General features: G+C 56.7%; 20 protein-coding genes and 1 tRNA gene. 12 read left to right on the top strand and 9 right to left on the bottom strand.

Annotated elements, in window-relative coordinates:
• Positions 1–10: 10 nt before the first annotated feature.
• Genes IE151_RS13385 through IE151_RS13375 form a run of 3 tightly spaced genes read right to left on the bottom strand, consistent with a single transcriptional unit; the run spans position 11 to position 1,655 of the window.
• Positions 11–592: a cob(I)yrinic acid a,c-diamide adenosyltransferase gene (locus tag IE151_RS13385; protein ID WP_189491070.1), complete on the bottom strand. Its 582-nt coding sequence runs from the start codon at positions 590–592 to the stop codon at positions 11–13.
• Between the two features lie 10 nt (positions 593–602).
• A complete protein-coding gene (locus IE151_RS13380; RefSeq protein WP_189491553.1) occupies positions 603–782 on the bottom strand; it encodes a twin transmembrane helix small protein in 180 nt (59 codons plus the stop codon).
• Between the two features lie 36 nt (positions 783–818).
• Positions 819–1,655: an SDR family oxidoreductase gene (locus tag IE151_RS13375; protein ID WP_189491067.1), complete on the bottom strand. Its 837-nt coding sequence runs from the start codon at positions 1,653–1,655 to the stop codon at positions 819–821.
• A 114-nt stretch (positions 1,656–1,769) separates the two neighbouring features.
• On the opposite strand from IE151_RS13375, the gene IE151_RS13370 reads away from it, so the two are divergent.
• Positions 1,770–2,624, top strand: coding sequence for a YihY/virulence factor BrkB family protein (locus tag IE151_RS13370; RefSeq protein WP_189491065.1), 855 nt, complete (start codon positions 1,770–1,772; stop codon positions 2,622–2,624).
• Positions 2,625–2,707: 83 nt separating this feature from the next.
• Entirely contained in the window at positions 2,708–2,998 is a 291-nt protein-coding gene (locus IE151_RS13365; RefSeq protein ID WP_189491063.1) for a hypothetical protein, read from the top strand.
• On the opposite strand, the gene gluQRS is transcribed toward IE151_RS13365, so the two are convergent.
• The gene (gene gluQRS / locus IE151_RS13360) at positions 2,993–3,880 is read right to left on the bottom strand and encodes a tRNA glutamyl-Q(34) synthetase GluQRS (RefSeq protein WP_189491061.1); all 888 of its coding nucleotides are present in this window, start codon (positions 3,878–3,880) and stop codon (positions 2,993–2,995) included. The two genes, IE151_RS13365 and gluQRS, sit on opposite strands and share 6 nt — an antisense overlap.
• Positions 3,881–3,959: 79 nt before the next feature.
• Here gluQRS and IE151_RS13355 point away from each other — a divergent pair, with 79 nt between their 5' ends.
• Positions 3,960–4,586 (top strand): DNA-3-methyladenine glycosylase family protein, encoded by a 627-nt coding sequence (locus IE151_RS13355; protein WP_308430503.1) that lies wholly within the window; start codon positions 3,960–3,962, stop codon positions 4,584–4,586.
• 143 nt (positions 4,587–4,729) lie between these two features.
• Complete coding sequence (locus tag IE151_RS13350) at positions 4,730–5,287, top strand: HNH endonuclease (RefSeq protein WP_189491059.1); 558 nt, start codon at positions 4,730–4,732, stop codon at positions 5,285–5,287.
• Here IE151_RS13350 and IE151_RS13345 read toward each other — a convergent pair whose 3' ends face one another.
• A complete protein-coding gene (locus tag IE151_RS13345; protein WP_189491056.1) occupies positions 5,288–5,806 on the bottom strand; it encodes a disulfide bond formation protein B in 519 nt (172 codons plus the stop codon). It lies immediately after the preceding gene.
• 282 nt (positions 5,807–6,088) lie between these two features.
• Between IE151_RS13345 and IE151_RS13340 the strand changes: the two genes are divergently transcribed.
• A tRNA-Leu gene (locus tag IE151_RS13340) sits at positions 6,089–6,173 on the top strand.
• Between the two features lie 60 nt (positions 6,174–6,233).
• Here IE151_RS13340 and IE151_RS13335 read toward each other — a convergent pair.
• From IE151_RS13335 to secA, 3 genes are all read right to left on the bottom strand, one after another.
• A complete protein-coding gene (locus IE151_RS13335) occupies positions 6,234–6,869 on the bottom strand; it encodes an outer membrane protein (protein WP_189491053.1) in 636 nt (211 codons plus the stop codon).
• Between the two features lie 129 nt (positions 6,870–6,998).
• The gene (locus IE151_RS13330) at positions 6,999–8,267 is read right to left on the bottom strand and encodes a GNAT family N-acetyltransferase (protein ID WP_189491050.1); all 1,269 of its coding nucleotides are present in this window, start codon (positions 8,265–8,267) and stop codon (positions 6,999–7,001) included.
• A gap of 219 nt (positions 8,268–8,486) precedes the next feature.
• Positions 8,487–11,195 (bottom strand): preprotein translocase subunit SecA, encoded by a 2,709-nt coding sequence (gene secA / locus IE151_RS13325; protein ID WP_189491047.1) that lies wholly within the window; start codon positions 11,193–11,195, stop codon positions 8,487–8,489.
• A 268-nt stretch (positions 11,196–11,463) separates the two neighbouring features.
• Here secA and IE151_RS13320 point away from each other — a divergent pair, with 268 nt between their 5' ends.
• From IE151_RS13320 to IE151_RS13295, 6 genes are all read left to right on the top strand, one after another.
• Positions 11,464–12,432, top strand: a complete 969-nt coding sequence (locus IE151_RS13320) for a peptidylprolyl isomerase (protein WP_189491044.1) — start codon at positions 11,464–11,466, stop codon at positions 12,430–12,432.
• Positions 12,433–12,589: 157 nt separating this feature from the next.
• Complete coding sequence (gene argJ / locus IE151_RS13315) at positions 12,590–13,831, top strand: bifunctional glutamate N-acetyltransferase/amino-acid acetyltransferase ArgJ (protein WP_189491547.1); 1,242 nt, start codon at positions 12,590–12,592, stop codon at positions 13,829–13,831.
• Positions 13,832–13,835: 4 nt separating this feature from the next.
• Positions 13,836–14,594 carry a GNAT family N-acetyltransferase gene (locus IE151_RS13310; RefSeq protein WP_189491042.1) on the top strand — a complete coding sequence of 253 codons (759 nt, stop codon included), beginning with the start codon at positions 13,836–13,838 and terminating at the stop codon, positions 14,592–14,594.
• Positions 14,587–14,997: a (deoxy)nucleoside triphosphate pyrophosphohydrolase gene (locus tag IE151_RS13305; protein WP_189491040.1), complete on the top strand. Its 411-nt coding sequence runs from the start codon at positions 14,587–14,589 to the stop codon at positions 14,995–14,997. The genes IE151_RS13310 and IE151_RS13305 overlap by 8 nt, the downstream gene beginning before the upstream one ends.
• 87 nt (positions 14,998–15,084) lie before the next feature.
• Positions 15,085–15,387 carry a hypothetical protein gene (locus IE151_RS13300; RefSeq protein WP_189491034.1) on the top strand — a complete coding sequence of 101 codons (303 nt, stop codon included), beginning with the start codon at positions 15,085–15,087 and terminating at the stop codon, positions 15,385–15,387.
• Between the two features lie 97 nt (positions 15,388–15,484).
• A complete protein-coding gene (locus IE151_RS13295; RefSeq protein ID WP_189491031.1) occupies positions 15,485–15,658 on the top strand; it encodes a Flp family type IVb pilin in 174 nt (57 codons plus the stop codon).
• A 14-nt stretch (positions 15,659–15,672) separates the two neighbouring features.
• On the opposite strand, the gene IE151_RS13290 is transcribed toward IE151_RS13295, so the two are convergent.
• Positions 15,673–16,530, bottom strand: coding sequence for a methyltransferase domain-containing protein (locus tag IE151_RS13290; RefSeq protein ID WP_308430502.1), 858 nt, complete (start codon positions 16,528–16,530; stop codon positions 15,673–15,675).
• An 88-nt stretch (positions 16,531–16,618) separates the two neighbouring features.
• On the opposite strand from IE151_RS13290, the gene IE151_RS13285 reads away from it, so the two are divergent.
• A complete protein-coding gene (locus IE151_RS13285) occupies positions 16,619–17,389 on the top strand; it encodes a ComF family protein (protein ID WP_189491028.1) in 771 nt (256 codons plus the stop codon).
• Positions 17,390–17,398: the final 9 nt, after the last annotated feature.

The following is a 17,398-nucleotide window of genomic DNA, read 5'->3' as shown; positions in this document are numbered from 1 at the left end:
CGTTGATGAATTAGCGATTTTTCCCCGGCACCCATAGCACGTCCGCCTTGCCTCCATCATTGAGAATGCGGGCGGCGACGAACAGGAAATCGGAGAGCCGGTTAATATAGTGCAGCGATGGAGCGCTTATGTGTTCCCGCGGGTTTTCCGAAAGCTCGACCAGCGTACGTTCAGCGCGCCGCGCCACGGTGCGGGCATGATGCAGATGCGCCGATCCTGGCGCTCCGCCGGGCAGGATGAAGGAGCGCAGCGGCTCAAGGCTGCCATTCAGCGCGTCTATATCCTGCTCAATGCGTTCCACCTGCGCTGGCACGATGCGCAGAGGTTCATAGCCAAGCTCTTCTTCAGTGTCGGGTGTTGCGATATCTGCACCAAGGTCGAAGAGATCGTTCTGGATGCGAGAGAGCATTGCATCAAGGTCTGTGCCCGCAACGTCTGTTTGCAACCGCGCGACGCCGATAATGGCGTTCGTCTCGTCTACATCGCCCATTGCCGCGAAGCGGAGGTCGCTTTTCTTGCGACGCGGCCCGGTTGCGAGACCGGATGTACCGGCATCGCCAGTGCGAGTATAAATCTTGTTCAGCTTGACCATTGGTTTTCCACTATTGGCGCATGATCCAGACGGTGAGAAGAATCACGACCAGCGCAATAAATTGCAGGAAAACGCGTGCCTGCATCAGCTTGTTTGACGTGTTGCCCGATCCACCGCGCATCATGTTGATAAGGCCCCGCAGTAGTACGAATACCACTGCCGCCAGCGCGACCACTATCAGGATCTGCATGAATGTTTCCAAGATCGGCTCTCCTCCCGCCTTATCTCACCCTTGTGATGCCGTGACTTTGTAGAAGATACGCGCCGGCAGCAAGCGTTTAAGCAGCACGCCCAGGCGAGCGGGCGTCGTTACCACGGAATGCGGCCTTGGCCGGGGATGCGTCAGGGCGTGTTTCAGCGCAACATAAACGGCCTCCGGCCCGAGTTTGAAGCGCGATTTTGTGCCGCCTGAACGCAGGCGCTCCAGCTGCTTCTTATAGTCATCGCGGTGGGCTGAGTTCTCGTGATCAATGTAACGCTCGAACCAGGGCAGACCGTTGGATGCGATCTTGGAGGTGATGGGGCCGGGCTCGATCAGGCAGACTTCGATGCCGGAGCCTTGCAACTCGGCGCGGAGGCAAAGAGCGAGTGCTTCGATCGCATGTTTGGAAGCGCTGTAGGCTCCGCGATATTTCACCGGCATCAGGCCAAGGATTGAGGAGCATTGCACGATGCGGCCATGGCCCTGTTTGCGCATGGTGGGCACAATTCTGCGCGTCAATTCGTGCCAGCCGAAAACATTTGTTTCAAACTGGTCGCGCAAAGCTTGAGTGGGAAGGTCTTCGACCGCTCCGGCCTGCGCGTAGGCACCATTATTATAGAGCGCGTCGAGCGTTCCGCCGGTTTTTTCCAGTACCAGATCGACCAGAACGGGGATTGATGCTGGCTCCCCGTAATCCAGATAGAAAGTTTCGATTCCATCGGCTTGAAGAGCCGCAATATCTTCGGGCTTGCGCGCTGTCGCGAACACGCGCCATCCGTCCTTGGCCAAAGCCCGGGCGCAATAGGCGCCGATGCCGGAGGAAGCCCCCGTCACGAGAATGGTTTTCCGGCTTTCCTTCACAGGGAACCTCGCATCGTCTAAATCCGTTCGCAGTAGCGCTTCGATGCTGTAGGCTTTTCACATCCGGAGAGCGGGTACAATCGCAAGATTGCCCACCATATATGAGGGAATTGGATGAAGTTCTTGTCGAAGGCCGTGCGCATCGGCTGGAACGCTATCATGCATTTCAACACGGATGACGGCTGGGCGATGGCCAGCCATGTCGCAATCAGCGCTCTCATGGCACTCTTCCCGTTCTTGATTTTCGCCACCACCCTGGCCAGTTTCCTGGGAGCAAGCAGCTTTGCGGACGATGCGGTGCATGTCGTCTTCGACACGTGGCCCGAGCAGATTGCCGCACCGATCGCTTCGGAGGTTCTCAACGTGCTGACCGTGCCCCGCACCGACCTCTTGACCTTCAGTGTGCTTGCGTCTGCTTTTTTCGCATCTAACGGTGTCGAAGCCTTGCGCACGTCGCTCAACCGTGCCTATCGCGTCACTGAAACGCGTTCGATGCTCTTTCTGCGCGGCCAAAGCCTGGTTTTCGTTCTGATTGCCACATTTGGGCTTCTGGCAGTAAGCGTATTGCTTCTTCTTGCGCCGCTCATCGCGCGCTTTCTTTTGAGCCGGTTCGAAGAGTTGCAGCCGCTCATGGGAGCTATCAATTTCTGGCGATATGTTATTGCTGGGCTGGTTATGGTATTCGGCCTTCTGGCTATTCACGTCTGGCTCCCCAACGGGAAAAGACGGTTTGTCGAGCTGCTCCCCGGCATCATCTTTACCTTGATCGCCTGGCTCATCGGTTCGATTGTCTTTGCCGCCTATCTTGAGGGCTTCGCCAATTATGTCTCGACCTATGCGGGCTTGGCTTCAATCATGGTGGCTATCGTTTTTCTTTATGTGATGTCGGCGATTTTCATTCTCGGTGGAGAGATCAATGCTGCCTGCAAGCGGCACCGCGACCGGCTAATTCCGCGCGTGCCCACGTAGATCTTTTTTCCAATGCTTCATTTTCTGTAAATGCCAGGGGTCTAAGAATATTCCCAGTTTGATCCTTTGCAATCGAAGTTGACATGATCTGGAACCTCGACCCGGCCTGGCTCGGTATAGCTGTTACTACCGTTGGAATATTTTGCTATGTTCTGGGATACTACCTTGACGCGATAATGCCGGGCGACACCTTCGGTCGTATGGGAAATATGTTCATTCTCGTAGCCGGTTTTTTCGGTGCAATCTATCTGGCGAATTACAATTACATACGCCTGACCGATCTGAAGCTCGCGATCCTTTACGGGACGGGCGGTGCACTGGGCCTATTTCTATGTCTGCTTCTTTGTTACGCGCTTGTACGGCGTGTTCTATAAGCTGGCGAAACCCAGCCTGACGCGCAGTTCGGTCGATGTCACCCCGTGTGCCCGGTAGTCGGCGAGCGACATCGAACCTCTGCTTTTGGCGAGTTTGTGTCCGGTTTCATCCAGGATGAGGCGGTGATGCAGATAGACCGGTTCCGGCAAATCAAGCAATGTTTGAAGCAATCTGTGAACTGCGGTTGCTTCGAACAGATCACGCCCCCTCACGACATGCGTGATGGACTGGACGGCATCGTCAAGGACTACCACGAGATGGTAGCTGACGGGTGTGTCGCTTCGGGCAATTATGATGTCTCCCCACCGGGCCGGATCAGCGGTTTCCAGCCGCCAGGTCGTGGCGGTTTCGTCTGTCGCTTCCTGCCAGGTAAGCGGTTTTTCGAGGCGAGCTAACGCCCGCCGCACGTCCAGACGCCAGGCAAAGGGCTGTCCTTCAGCGATCCTTTGTTTGCGCGTCGCATCATCCATCTCGCGTTCGATGCCGGGATAGTGAGGAGAGCCGTCCGGGTCACGTGGCCAACTCTTCCCCCGCGCTTCGAAGCGTGCGACGTGAGAGCGGATTTCGCCCCGCGTCATGAAGGCCGGGTACACGAGTTCCATTTTTCTGAGCTTTTCCAAAGCTACGCCGTAGAAGTCGAAATGCGCGGATTGCAGGCGTGTGGTTGGCGGATCGAAGGAGAGGCCCAGCCAGGCAAGATCATCGAATACCGCTTGCCGCTTTTCGGGTGTACAGCGGGCCGTATCGATGTCTTCGATGCGTAGAAGAAGGATGCCGTCAAGTTCTCGCGCCAGTTTCTCGTTGAGAAGGGCGGAATAGGCGTGTCCCAGATGAAGCGCTCCATTGGGGCTGGGCGCGAAACGCAAGCGAGGATAAGTCATATGTCCGGCGAGTATGATGATGCAAATCTATAGGCAGGCAAACCCAGTGGCGCAATCAGGTGATTCGTTGGAACAGGAATTGACGCAAACAATCGACATGCTCTGCCAAGAGGATGCGCGTCTGGTTTCCGTTCGGGAAAAGGCGGGTCATGTGTCGCCACGGCGCATCAGTGCAGATTTCGCGGGTCTGTGTTTCGTCGTCACCTCGCAGCAGGTTTCGCTGGCTTCCGCGGCTGCGATCTTCGGGCGTATGCAAAACTTAATAGACCCGCTGACGCCACAAGTTTTGCTCGATGCGCCGGCGCTGATGATAGAGGCGGGGCAGTCCCGCGCCAAGCAACGCACATTGCTCGCTCTTGCGCAAGCACTTGTCGACGGAGACCTCTCCCTGGAGACGCTGGTGCTGATGGATGGGGATGATGCCTTTAAGCACTTGGTGGCGATCAAGGGAATCGGTCCCTGGACGGCGCAGATTTTCCTCATGTTCGGGACGGGGCATCCTGATTTTTTTCCGGCAGGCGATGTCGCGCTGCAAGCAGCTGTCGGGCACGCATTCGGCATGGAGAAGCGCCCAAGCGCCATGGAACTCGCGGCTATCGCGGATCGCTGGCAGCCGAATCGCTCGGCGGCTGCGCTGCTGTTTTGGGCCTATTATCGGGAGTGGAAAGGACGCACCGTCATTCCAGTCCTTGAGCCAACGAAATGACGTCCCCTTAGTTTATTGTTTTCTCTTCTTAATTGGTCCAACTCTAGTTGTCCCGACTAAGTATTTTCCCGCTTCACATCTCTGTCACATCGGGCTTACACTATGCGAGCCGATTGGTTCGATCCCAAAGGAGGTGTCTGGAAGTGACGCTTGCCATCTCTCCCGGTGGGCTTCCCGCGCTGGTTCTCAATGCTGATTACCGGCCGCTCAGCTATTACCCTCTTTCGCTCTGGTCCTGGCAGGATACAGTCAAGGCTGTGTTCCTGGACCGCGTTCATATCGTCGCAGAATATACGCAAGCCGTATCGTCCGCGAATTTCTCCATGCGCCTGCCCAGCGTCGTCTGCCTGAAGAACTATATCAAGCCACCGCGCAACCCGGCTTTTACCCGCTTCAACGTCTTCCTCCGGGACAAGTTCGAATGTCAATATTGCGGCAGTCCGCATGATCTGACGTTCGATCACGTCATTCCGCGCCGATTGGGCGGCGAGACGAGTTGGGAAAATGTCGTGGCTGCGTGCTCACCTTGCAACCTGCGCAAAGGTGGGCTCCTCCCGGATCATGCGCATATGTGGCCGCGTCAGAAACCATATAAGCCGAGTGTTTTCGACCTGCACATGAACGGGCGGAAATTTCCGCCCAATTATCTGCACGAAAGCTGGCTCGATTTTCTCTATTGGGATGTCGAACTCGAACCCTGATTATGCCTCTGACCGCTTGAAGCCTGCATAGAATGCAGCGATTGCCAAGGCAGCCGAGATGACAGCGTTCCAGCCGGCGAGCGAAATGCCTGCAATGCGCAGTGCGGCGTGGTCACATGCAGGTGCAACGTATTTGTCCAACATCTCCAGAACATTGCCGCCCTGCGGTATGATCGGAGCGCTGCCGATACCGCAATCCGCCGGGCCTGCCCACCAGCCCCATTCCACGCCTGCATGATAAACGCCGAAGCCTGCGCTGTACACGAACAGCAGACCGCCGAGGATGAAGAGGCCGCGCGTGAAAACGGGCGGAAGGCGGAGACCGGCGCTGATAGCTGTCAAGACCAGTAGCGGAATCCCGACATAGTACGGGGTACGCTGCTGATAACAGAGCATGCATGGCACGTAGCCGCCAACATGTTGGAAGAGCAGAGCTCCACCAATCGTAAGGGTCAGAATGATAGCGATAGCGGACGCGATCTGCGTCTGTAGCTTTCCGGTTGGGCTGAACAGAAACATGACATGCCTTCGTGCAAGATTTCGTCGCGTGCAGAATGGCCATCAGTCCTCTGCCCTTGCAGATACTTACCAGCCAGTCGGCGTTCGCTCAAGGAATGCGAATTAAATCCGGGCAAATTGAGGGCTGCCGGCCTGGTTTCCTGGGACTTTTGCTTGAACACACTGTTGCCGATTACGCAAAATTGTCGAGAGCGAAAACTAGCCTCTTTCGTTGGCGCAAGATGTATCGTATAGGGGCACCTGCGCATCGACAAATGGCCTCCACCGGCCCGATGCGAGGATGCGGGTGTGGTGGAACTGGTAGACGCGCCGGACTCAAAATCCGGTTCCGAAAGGAGTGTCGGTTCGATTCCGACCACCCGCACCATATCCAATCTGCTGGTTGACCGGCAGCCTGCTATGAAGAACTGCCGGTCAAGTCGGCATCTCAAAACTTCACACCCAGCCCGATGCCGATCTTGTGCTGGCTGAGATCTACGTCCACGCCACCGATGTTTTCCGATCCGAAATCATTGTAGCGATACTCGGCTCGCGCGAAAATCGTGTCGGTCAGAGCATAGTCCGTGCCAGCGCCGACAGACCAGCCGCTGAACCTTTCCTCGAGACCTCCGAGCGGGGTGTCGATATACGCCTTTGTTCCAACCCAGCCAGCGGAGGCGAAGACGAGGGCGCGATCGTACAAACGGCCTACGCGGCCGCGAACACCATAGGTCCAGTTGGTTCCCGCTTCCACGAGGCCGAAATAGCTGGTCTCGTTCATGTTGTAGCTCAAGTCACCTTCAATACCGACGATGAGTCTTTGGCCGAGGGCGAAGTTCCAGCCGGCGAAGGCGCCGAGATAGCCGCCATTATAGCTGTCAGTGAAGATCGGGTTTCCCCAATAATCGGGTATTCCGTAGTCGGCGCTGGCAAAGCCGCCGCCACCTTGAATGCCGAGATAGCCGCCCGTCCACGTAAAGGCCACCGGCTCGCCGAACCTTGGAGCGATGTCGTAGATAGGATCCGCAGCCACCGCAGAAGTAGACAAAAAAGCCGTAGCTGCAGAGATAATGAATATTCTCATGATGCTCTCCCTGGTTGAGTAAGAGAACGCTATCATCAAAACTTAAAGTTGTATATACCATATAAATGCCACTTATCCGTGAATCGCGATTTAACTCCCGAAAGGGCTTTGTGGGATTTCAAGGCGCGGCTAATTCAACCTGTGCCGCAAGCGCTTCATTGCGAAGCGGTATCGTGTGTCGTTTCGAATTTCTCTTGCAACCCGGGCGACCTTCTTATTACTCGAAGGATGCAGGCCGATCATGATCGTGCCGATCTCGATGCGTTCCTTCCAGACCTTGTTCATGAGTTTGTTTTCCGCAAAAGCGCAGGAATCCGTCATGAGGATGTTTGGGTCTTCCAGATGTGTGCGGGTGGCCTCCACCATAAGGAGCGCACCGGGCGAATATGCAGCATAGTCTTCATCATACGCCGTCTTCCAAGTGTAGGCGACGCCGTTTTCGATGAACACGACCAGGCTGGCAATCGTCCGGCCGTTCAGCTTCAGCGCATGAATGCGACAAAGATCTCGCTCCGCAAGCCGATGGATCGCCTCTCGCGCGAAAGCCGCTTGTAAGCGGTCGATAACCATGGCGGTGCGCATGCGCCCCTTCCAACCGGACGCTTCCAGTGTGAGAAAGGCTTCCGTTTCGCGCCGAATGTCCTCACGCGAGCGGAAGAGGTGATATTCAAGCGTACCCGCTTCGGAGAGACGACGGCGCAAGCGACGCCATTCTCCACGATGATGGGCGCTGACATGACTCTTGAGATAATCGGAGCTTTCAAGATCGCTGTTCAGACAGGCGCGACTGGTTACATCCGTCAGGAGAAAAGGAAGATCGAGGCGCTTGCATGCGGCCTGAATCACATTGGATGCCGCCCCCTTGAGACGCATGCGGGGAAACACGAAAACATCGGGCAGCTTCAAACGGGGGCGACCGATGATGGCAAGAAAATCCTCGACCACGCTGACCGGATCATCGCAATCGATGAGCGGTATGCCGAGCGGGCCAAAGGGCGTCGCCCAACTCCGCAGGTAAGATTGTCCGAGTATGCTGAAATGACGTTCGACCGAGAAGGGCACAAGCATGCGCAATCGGTTGCGATCGTCGTTGCGATCGCGGATGACCGCAAGGCGGATTTCCTTGCTTTGAAGGCGTGGCATGGCGGGAGCGAGAAAGCGCGGGTTGAAGAACACGTTCGGCTCGATGGCACGTGCGCAGAGATAATCCAGTTCATCGACGAGATCGTAACCGGCCGCAGCGGGGTAGATAGCAAGTTTGCGCTCTTGCTGATTTCTGCTGCGCGGTTCCGATTGTGACGGCGCAACATGCACCGCGCCTTTATGCTGCATGTCGTGGTTGACGACGCGGCCTGCGGGGGCGTTTGACAGCTCTTCAAGCAAGGGTTTTGCAGCCATTATTTCCGCCTCTCCCGGCCTGCTGGTCCACACCCGCGCGCTATGCTGCGGCTTAGATGCGTAAGATGATTAGCACGCTATAAAATGAGCATTTAACATTTGGTTGTTTCGCGGCCAAAGCTGAGAACAAGGTTTACCTCGGGTTGCGCGCCGGTTGCAGCCAAAAAAGAACCCGGCGTGAGGACCGGGTTCTTGAACTTGGTTGTCTGCTAAATCGGATCAGACGAACGCACCGTGACAGTGCTTGAACTTCTTGCCTGAACCGCAAGGGCAGGGTTCGTTGCGGCCGACATGGCCCCAGCTCTGCGGATCGCTCGGATTACGCTCTTCCGCCGAAGCGGCAACAGGAGCGGCACCTTCGCCGAAGTCATCTTCGCCGGTCTGGGGATCGACATGATGGCCATGCATGGTGGGAGCCTGCAAGGGCGGCGCATCCGCAGCCTCGCGCACCAGTTCGACGCGCATAAGCTGGCCAGTGACGAGCTGACGCAGATTTCCAAGCATGGCCTGGAAAAGCTCGAAAGCCTCCGATTTGTATTCATTCAACGGGTCACGCTGCGCATAGCCGCGGAACCCGACGACGGAACGCAGATGATCGAGATTGACCAGATGCTCGCGCCATAGATGATCGAGAGTCTGCAGGAGAACCGAGCGTTCGACATAGGTCATCACTTCCGGACCGAAGCGCTCGGCACGATCTTTTGCAGCAGCCTCGGCCGCTTGCGTGATACGCTGGTGGATGTCGTCTTCGGCGATGCCTTCTTCCTTCGCCCAGTCGGCGATAGGCAGGTCCAGATTGAGATGCTTGCGGACGTCTTCCGTCAGACCTTCAATATCCCATTTTTCGGCATAAGCATGCTCCGGAATATAACGAGCGACCATCTCATCAATCGTTTCGCGGCGCATTTCAGCCGTGGTTTCGCTGAGATTGGTGCCGTCCATGAGTTCGAGACGCTGCTCGAATACGACCTTGCGCTGGTCGTTCATGACGTTGTCGTACTTGAGCAAATTCTTGCGAATGTCGTAGTTGCGCGCTTCTACCTTGCGCTGCGCCTTCTCCAGAGCCTTGTTGATCCAAGGGTGAATAATGGCTTCGCCCTCTTTCAAGCCGAGCTTGGTCAGCATGGCATCCATGCGATCCGAACCGAAGATGCGCATCAGATCGTCCTGAAGCGACAAATAGAACTTTGAACGACCCGGGTCACCCTGGCGACCGGAGCGACCACGGAGCTGGTTGTCGATGCGTCGGCTCTCGTGGCGTTCCGTGGCGAGAACGTAAAGGCCGCCAGCCGCAATCGCGGCCTGCTTCATGCGCTGCACGTCGGCACGGATTTCCGCTTCGCGACGATCGCGCTCCGGACCGGGCTCCATATCCCCGAGCTCTTCCTCGATGCGCATCTCGGCATTGCCGCCAAGCTGAATATCGGTGCCGCGACCGGCCATGTTGGTGGCGATGGTGATCGCGCCGGGTTTACCGGCCTGGGCGACGATCTGCGCTTCACGCTCATGGTGGCGGGCATTGAGGATTTCGAAGTTGCTCAGGCCGCCCTTGCGCAGGAATTCGGCGAGATATTCCGACTTCTCAATTGAAGTCGTGCCGACGAGAATCGGCTGCCCCTTGGCATGCGCATCCTTGATTTCTACCGCAATCGCCTGGAATTTCTCTTCGACGGTGCGATAGACCTCGTCGTCCTCGTCGATACGCTGGACGGGAAGGTTCGTCGGTACCTGGACAACGCCCAGGCCATAAATATCAGCGAACTCTTCGGCTTCCGTTTCCGCCGTGCCGGTCATGCCGCCCAGCTTCTCGTACATACGGAAATAATTCTGGAAGGTGATAGAAGCCAGCGTCTGGTTTTCCGGCTGGATCTGCACGTGTTCCTTGGCTTCGAGCGCCTGATGCAAACCTTCGGAATAGCGGCGACCCGGCATCATGCGACCGGTGAACTCGTCGATTATGACGATTTCGTCATTGCGGACGATATAGTCCTTGTCGCGCTGGAAGAGGTGATGGGCTTTCAGAGCGTTGTTGACATGGTGCACCATGGCAACGTTTTCAATGTCGTAGAGCGACTCGCCTTTGAGAAGGCCGGCATCGCGCAGCATGTTTTCAACGATTTCGGTACCTTCTTCGGTAAAGGTCGCCGTCTTCTGTTTTTCGTCGATCTCGTATTGCTCGGGCGCCAGCTTTACAACGAAAGCATCAACCGTATTGTACATTTCCGAGCGGTCTTCGAGCGGTCCGGAAATGATCAGCGGTGTGCGAGCCTCGTCGATGAGGATGGAGTCCACTTCGTCGACAATGGCGTAGAAATGGTCGCGCTGCACCATCTGGGCGCGCTCGTATTTCATGTTGTCGCGCAGATAGTCGAAGCCAAGTTCGTTATTGGTCGCGTAGGTAATGTCGCAATTATAGGCGGCCTTGCGCTGTTCGTCGTCAAGACCGTGCACGATCACGCCGGTCGACAATCCCAGGAAGCCATAGATCCGCGCCATCATCTCGGCGTCGCGGCTGGCGAGGTAATCGTTGACGGTAACGACGTGCACACCCTTGCCGGCCAGTGCGTTCAGGTAGACGGGAAGCGTCGCAACCAGCGTCTTTCCTTCACCCGTGCGCATTTCCGCGATTGCGCTTTCGTGCAGGACCATGCCCCCGATCAGCTGTACGTCGAAGTGGCGCATACCCAGAACGCGTTTGGAAGCTTCACGGACCGTCGCGAAGGCCGGTATCAGAAGGTCATCAAGGCTCTTGCCTTCGGCATATTCCTTCTTGAAGATCTCCGTACGGGCGCGCAAGTCCTCGTCGGACAGTTGCTCCAGTTCCCGTTCGAGCGCATTGATCGCCGCCACACGGGTGCGGGTGGCTTTGATGCGTCTGTCGTTTGCCGAACCGAAAATCGAGCGCGCGATGCGTCCAAGGCTGACCATTAATGGTCCTTTCAAAACACATGTCTGTAGCTGACCAATGGCATTACACCACCAGATGCAGGCAAGTAAACTTTTTGGCTCCAGCATCTGTGGGCGGTCAACAGACTGCAAGTAAACTATGCAAAGCCTGCAGCCCCGCTGGACGCGACACCGGTGGACAGATAAGAGGGGGTTGCAGCTATGTCAACGTTGTCCCCCATTGCAGGGATCGCACAATTCTGCCTTTTTTTGCTGGTCTGACTGACCCGAACCTACTGGAGAAGTCTGAATGTCTTTCATTCTTATGCGCAACCGAAAGTCGCACATCGCCGCGGCATTCGCTGCGATGTTGCTGTCTGCCGCTCCCCTGCACGCTCAGGACGCAGCGCCTGCCGTCGATCCGAAGGCGGTTGTCGCCACTGTGGACGGCAAGGAAATCACTCAGGGCGAGCTCGCACTTATTCAGGAAGAACTTGGCCAGCAGTTTGCGGCGCTTCCGGAAGATCAGCGTCAGGCAGCAGCTCTCGTTGCACTCGTTGAAGTCAAGCACTTCGCTTCAGAGGCTGAGAAGGAAGGTATCGACAAAACCCCGGAATTCCAGCTCCGCCTCGATCATCTGCGCAGCCGCGCGCTTCATAGCCAATATGTCGCCAGCCTGGAAAAACAGATTACGGATGAGGAGCTAAAAGCCGAATACGACGCGCAGATCGCCAAGATTCCCGCCTCGGAAGAAATCCATGCACGCCACATTCTCATTCGTGGCAGCGACAATGCCGAAGAAGATGCCAAAGCCAAGGAAAAGGCCGAGGAAATCATTGGCCAGTTGAACGATGGCGGCAATTTCGAAGAACTCGCCAAGGAAAATTCCGCAGACGGTTCGGCATCCGAAGGTGGTGATCTCGGCTATTTCGGTAAAGGCCAGATGGTGCCGCCTTTTGAGGAAGCAGCCTTTGCGCTTGAAAAGGGTGCTTATACGAAAGAACCGGTCAAGTCGCAGTTCGGCTATCATATCATCAAGCTCGAAGATAAGCGCGATCGTCAGCCACCGGCGTTCGAGGATGTCAAGGATCAGGTCCGCTCAATGATGCTGAGCCAGAAATATCAAGGCATCGTTCGCGATCTGCCGAACCAGGCTAAGGTCGATATTCCGGACGGCACTTTGAAGACCGCCTACGACAATATGATCAAGCAGAGCACCGACGCGCTTAATGGTCAGCAGGCTCCTGCCGGCGGTGCAGTACCTGCGCCAGCGCAGTAAGAAAATAGCTTGAACAGGTTGAAAACGGGCCATGCGGGGATCTCGCATGGCCCGTTTTTTATGCAGGTTCGTATCATGACAGCCTCATGGAAACTTGGTAGAGCGAGACAACGCAATGCGCAGCATCGAAGCGCGCGAAAACATGGTGAGCACAGGCATGTCGGATCAAATTTCTCCCCTTGCACCCAAATCCTATCCCGATATGCCGGAGATCGACGGTGTGCGCATTGCCACTGCCGAAGCGGGCATCAAGTACAAGGGGCGCACCGACCTTCTGTTGATGCTGTTCGATGAGGCTACCTCCGTCGCGGGAGTGTTCACCACCTCCAAATGCCCGTCGGCCCCTGTCGACTTCTGCCGCCAGAACCTGAAGAGCGGCACGGCTCGCGCACTCGTTGTCAATTCCGGCAATGCCAACGCTTTCACCGGCAGGCGCGGCATCGAGACGGTCGAGCAGACCGCAAAGGCTGTTTCCGACGTCACAGGTTGCGGCACGGACGAAGTTTTCATCGCCTCGACAGGCGTGATTGGTGAACCACTCGATGCGTCACGTTTCATGCATTTGTTTGCGGATATGACCAAGACGGCCACAGGCACGCGCTGGAATGATGCCGGTCGCGCGATCATGACCACTGACACCTATCCGAAATACGCGACCAGAACGGTTTCGCTCGGCGGTCATGTAGTGACTATTAACGGTATCTCCAAAGGCGCAGGCATGATCGCGCCAGATATGGCGACGATGCTTTCCTTCGTCGCTACGGATGCCGCAATATCTGCCGACGTTCTGCAGGCGCTTCTGACGCGCCACGTCGGAGGCACGTTCAACGCCGTCACCGTCGACAGCGACACGTCCACCAGCGACACGCTCATTCTGTTTGCCACGGGTGCTTCCGCCAAGCGTGGGGCAAAGACCATAACCAGCATAGATGACGCCGATCTGGCAGGGTTCGATGCCGCACTCGGAGAAGTCATGAAATCCCTTGCGCTCCAGGTCGTTCGCGACGGCGAAGGCGCGCGCAAGCAGATCGAAGTGACCGTCAAGGGCGGGCAGTCCGACGTGTCGGCCAAGCGCATTGCGCTTGCAATAGCCAATTCTCCGCTCGTGAAAACTGCCGTGGCGGGCGAGGACGCGAATTGGGGCCGCGTCGTCATGGCTGTGGGCAAGGCAGGCGAGCCCGCCGAACGCGATCTGCTGTCGATCTACTTCGGAGACATTCGCGTCGCGCATGAAGGGTTGCGCGATCCGGCCTATTCGGAGGAAGCGACTTCCGCTTACATGAAGGGCGAGGATATCGCCATCACTGTCGAACTCGGTCTTGGCGAAGGCAAGGCAACTGTCTGGACTTGCGACTTGACCAAGGAATATGTCGCGATCAATGGCGACTACCGGAGCTGACGTCTTGCCCGATCCAAATATCGTGCCGCGGCTGGAAGCAGCCGCCGCACGCAGTTGGCCGTCCGAACGGGATGTTGCTGTTGGCAACTGGTCGGTGCGTGTGGACGGCGCAATGTCCTCAAAGCGGCTCAATTCCATCAATCCGCTTGCACCTTGCGACGAGATCGGATTTCGCGACGACCTTTCCCAGGCACGCGATATTCTTGCCTCTAAAGGACGCCCGCCACTTTTCCGCATGACGCCTTTGGCAGGGGACTTTCTGTCAGATCGTCTGGACAGGGATGGGTGGACGCGGTTTGAAACCTCACATGTATTGACTGCCGAACTTGCCGATGTCGCGTCGGCTTCGATGGGCGAGCCGGTTCCGGCAGATGAATTCGCACAAGCCTGGGCTTCGGTGCGTGGTCTTGCGCCAGAAAAATCCGCGGATGTCTCAAAGGTTATCGAAAGAATCGTGCTGCAGGTGGGCCTCTTCGTTTTGAAGAGCGATGACGGCCAGGCCACGGCAAGCGCGATCTGCGTGCGCGATGGTGATCTGGCGGGTTTCTTCGAAGTCGCCGTTTCGGAACGCTATCGCAAGAGGGGCTATGCCCTCAAGATCATGTCGCAGGGCATGGTCTGGGCAAAAGAACAGGGTGCCAACACCGCCTGGCTGCAGGTTCTGGCCGATAATGAAGCAGCCCTCTGCCTTTATCGCCGGCTCGGTTTCGACAACGTTTATTCCTATCATTATCGTAAGCCGCCAGGAGATCTGCATGGATGAGGAAAAGAAGATCGTTCTGGTGGTGGCCTGTGCGCTGATCGATGCCGATGGGCGCGTGCTGATTTCACAGCGCCCCGAAGGTAAATCTTTGGCGGGCCTGTGGGAATTTCCCGGCGGAAAGCTGGAAGCGGGCGAAACGTTGGAAGAGGCGCTCGTGCGTGAGTTGAAGGAAGAGCTGGATATCGAAACGAAAGTGGCTTGCCTCGCTCCTTTGACCTTCGCCAGCCACGCCTATGAGAGCTTCCATCTCCTGATGCCGCTCTACGTATGCCGCCGTTTCTGGGGCATTCCGCGCGGCGTGGAAGGACAGGCGATCAAATGGGTTCGTCCGAAGGATCTGCGGGATTATCCGATGCCAGCCGCTGACGAGCCATTGATCCCATTCCTGATCGATCTTTTGTAGCCCATAGTTAATAGCAGCGTTAAGCAAGTATTTAGGCCGTCGTGGCAATTTGAGACGACTTCCATTTAATACGAGCTGCGGGGCGCCATGCTGAAGAACATGAAGGGTAATCGCGACACGCATCCGGCTTATCGGGTGGGTAATCTTCGCGACAGCGTCCTGCGTATGACGTTGCTCTTCGGTTCGATAGCTGTCGCCATGGGTATGCTTATCGTACCGGTCCTTTACAAGGGTGACCATTTCTACGGCCAAGGCCCGGGTATCGATCGCATGACGACCAGTTCTATCGAGGGCCAGCCGCGCACCTATACTATTCGGCGCAGCGTGACGCAGCATGATCCCGGCGCTGTTTGCCTGATCTACGGCCCGCAACGCGTTGGTGACTGCTAAGCCTGTAGAACAAGATTGAATCAAACATGGTGCCGGTTCGAAAGGAAATCGCAGGCCTTCTCTGTTAGGTTCTGTATGATTCTTTTTGAGGCTGGCAATGTTATATTTGAAGAAATTTCTAAGTGACGAGGATGGCGCGACCGCCATAGAATATGGGTTGATCGCTTCGCTTATCTCCGTTGGGGCGATTGCTGCGATGAGAGGTCTTAGCGACGCGATGAACGACGCTTACGCGCTGATCTCCACCGCCGTTTCGAACGCCGTCAACTAACGCAACTGCGTCAATCATTGAAACTTTTTCAACGCATCTTCCAGAGAGGCTTTTGCTGAGCCTGGCTTTAGCGGTTGTTGCTGGCTTGCATGTGCAGCCCAACCGGAAAGCCACACGACGTTGAAGGTCGCACGGATTTTTCCGTCTGGCTCTCCAAATTTTTCTGCATAGGTCTGAGCTGTGCGAAAGAAGAGGGTGCGTCGCGCGAAGCTTTTCTGACGCTCGGCAAGCACGTTGGTTTCGCCCATTGCCCGCAAATCCTTCATCAGGGAGAAGGCGGAGCCAAAGCGCACCGTCACCGGCTCGATATCCGCTACCGGCAGCTTGAAGCCAGCGCGCTGCAACAGCGCTCCCATGTCGCGTACGTCGGCAAATGGATGGATGCGTGGCCGCGCGCCACCTGTCAGTTCAACTTCCGCCTGCATGAGGCTTTCCCGCAATTCAGCGAGCGTCCCGGCTCCGGCGAGGCAAGCAAGGAAGAGACCGTCGGGTTTCAGTGCCCGCCTTATCTGGACAAGAAACCCCGGCAGATCGTTTAGACTTTGCATGGAAAGGACGGAGATGGCCAAGTCCATGCTTTCGGGTTCGAGCGGTAGATGATCGTCCTCCGTCGCGAGAATACCATTGCTGCCAGTGCATTCTACACGGACCACTTGCGTGACCTTTCCCGTTCCCATTACAGCTTCGGCGATGCTTTCGTCCTGAGACTGGATAAGGGCCGCGCGCTCAAAGCGTCGTTCAACGAGAGAGAGGCGATCGCTCAATTCCTCGACGGCGCGATCAAGCAGATACCAGGCGCCGCGGTCCTGCATCGCATGGGCGCGCGCCTTGTGTGCGGCATAGGCTTCGTCGTCGAAAACCGTTTCCATCATCCGTCCATCCTGCGCAATCATACCGTTTTGCGAAAGCATCATATTTGCTAGCATCGCACGCTATGGTGCGGAGGTGGAGCATTTGTCGATGCAAATCAAGAGGGGAGCGATGTGGGCCGGAGCGCAGGCATTGCGGTTTCTGTTTCCTCCTACCTGCCCATCATGTCAGGCAATGGTTGCGGCTCCTGGAACGTTGTGCGCGGAGTGCTGGCCGCACCTGCGCTTTTTCGAGAAGCCCTGGTGTGCCGTGCTTGGCACACCCTTTGAGTTCGACATGGGGGAGGGAGCGATCTCTCCCGCAGCCATAGCCAATCCACCGGATTTCGATCGCGCACGGTCTGCCGTTTATTACAGCGGTCCGGCGCGCGATATGATCCGGGGGCTGAAATATCATGATCGAACGGATCTGGCACCCTGGCTGGCGAACTGGATGCTGCGCCCGGGAGAGGAACTGCTGATTGATGCCGATCACGTCGTACCGGTGCCGCTGCATTGGCATCGCTTCGTGTCGCGGCGTTTTAACCAATCGGCGGAGCTGGCGCGCCACGTGTCGCGATTATCCAAAGTGCCATTGACCACGGGCCTTCTAGCACGCAGGAAATCCACCTCGCCTCAGGTGGGACTTACCGCGCAGCAGCGCAAGGACAATGTCAGCGGCGCGTTTCAGGTAAAGGGCAAGGGAAAGGCATTGGTGGCGGGAAAGAAAATCCTGCTTATCGACGACGTTTTTACGACCGGTGCGACGGTTTCCGCCTGCGCGCGGGTGCTGAAGCGGCACGGCGCCGCGCGCGTCGATGTTCTCACCTTTGCGCGGGTTATGGGAGACGACTTTGCGGCGCAGGAAACTGACGCTATATAAGATCAAACA

It is taken from the genome of Limoniibacter endophyticus (assembly GCF_014652835.1).
GTDB lineage: Bacteria > Pseudomonadota > Alphaproteobacteria > Rhizobiales > Rhizobiaceae > Limoniibacter > Limoniibacter endophyticus.
The sequence above is the reverse complement of the archived record's forward strand: the minus strand, read 5'-3'. Positions and strand labels throughout refer to the sequence as shown.

Coding starts and splice junctions, on each gene's coding strand:
- IE151_RS13295 (WP_189491031.1), top strand. CDS start 15,485: ATGTTATATTTGAAGAAATTTCTAAGTGACGAGGATGGCGCGACCGCC.
- IE151_RS13330 (WP_189491050.1), bottom strand. CDS start 8,267: ATGGCTGCAAAACCCTTGCTTGAAGAGCTGTCAAACGCCCCCGCAGGC.
- IE151_RS13365 (WP_189491063.1), top strand. CDS start 2,708: ATGATCTGGAACCTCGACCCGGCCTGGCTCGGTATAGCTGTTACTACC.
- IE151_RS13290 (WP_308430502.1), bottom strand. CDS start 16,530: ATGATGGAAACGGTTTTCGACGACGAAGCCTATGCCGCACACAAGGCG.
- IE151_RS13285 (WP_189491028.1), top strand. CDS start 16,619: ATGCAAATCAAGAGGGGAGCGATGTGGGCCGGAGCGCAGGCATTGCGG.
- IE151_RS13335 (WP_189491053.1), bottom strand. CDS start 6,869: ATGAGAATATTCATTATCTCTGCAGCTACGGCTTTTTTGTCTACTTCT.
- IE151_RS13345 (WP_189491056.1), bottom strand. CDS start 5,806: ATGTTTCTGTTCAGCCCAACCGGAAAGCTACAGACGCAGATCGCGTCC.
- IE151_RS13320 (WP_189491044.1), top strand. CDS start 11,464: ATGTCTTTCATTCTTATGCGCAACCGAAAGTCGCACATCGCCGCGGCA.
- gluQRS (WP_189491061.1), bottom strand. CDS start 3,880: ATGACTTATCCTCGCTTGCGTTTCGCGCCCAGCCCCAATGGAGCGCTT.
- IE151_RS13380 (WP_189491553.1), bottom strand. CDS start 782: ATGCAGATCCTGATAGTGGTCGCGCTGGCGGCAGTGGTATTCGTACTA.
- IE151_RS13300 (WP_189491034.1), top strand. CDS start 15,085: ATGCTGAAGAACATGAAGGGTAATCGCGACACGCATCCGGCTTATCGG.
- argJ (WP_189491547.1), top strand. CDS start 12,590: ATGTCGGATCAAATTTCTCCCCTTGCACCCAAATCCTATCCCGATATG.
- secA (WP_189491047.1), bottom strand. CDS start 11,195: ATGGTCAGCCTTGGACGCATCGCGCGCTCGATTTTCGGTTCGGCAAAC.
- IE151_RS13305 (WP_189491040.1), top strand. CDS start 14,587: ATGGATGAGGAAAAGAAGATCGTTCTGGTGGTGGCCTGTGCGCTGATC.
- IE151_RS13370 (WP_189491065.1), top strand. CDS start 1,770: ATGAAGTTCTTGTCGAAGGCCGTGCGCATCGGCTGGAACGCTATCATG.
- IE151_RS13385 (WP_189491070.1), bottom strand. CDS start 592: ATGGTCAAGCTGAACAAGATTTATACTCGCACTGGCGATGCCGGTACA.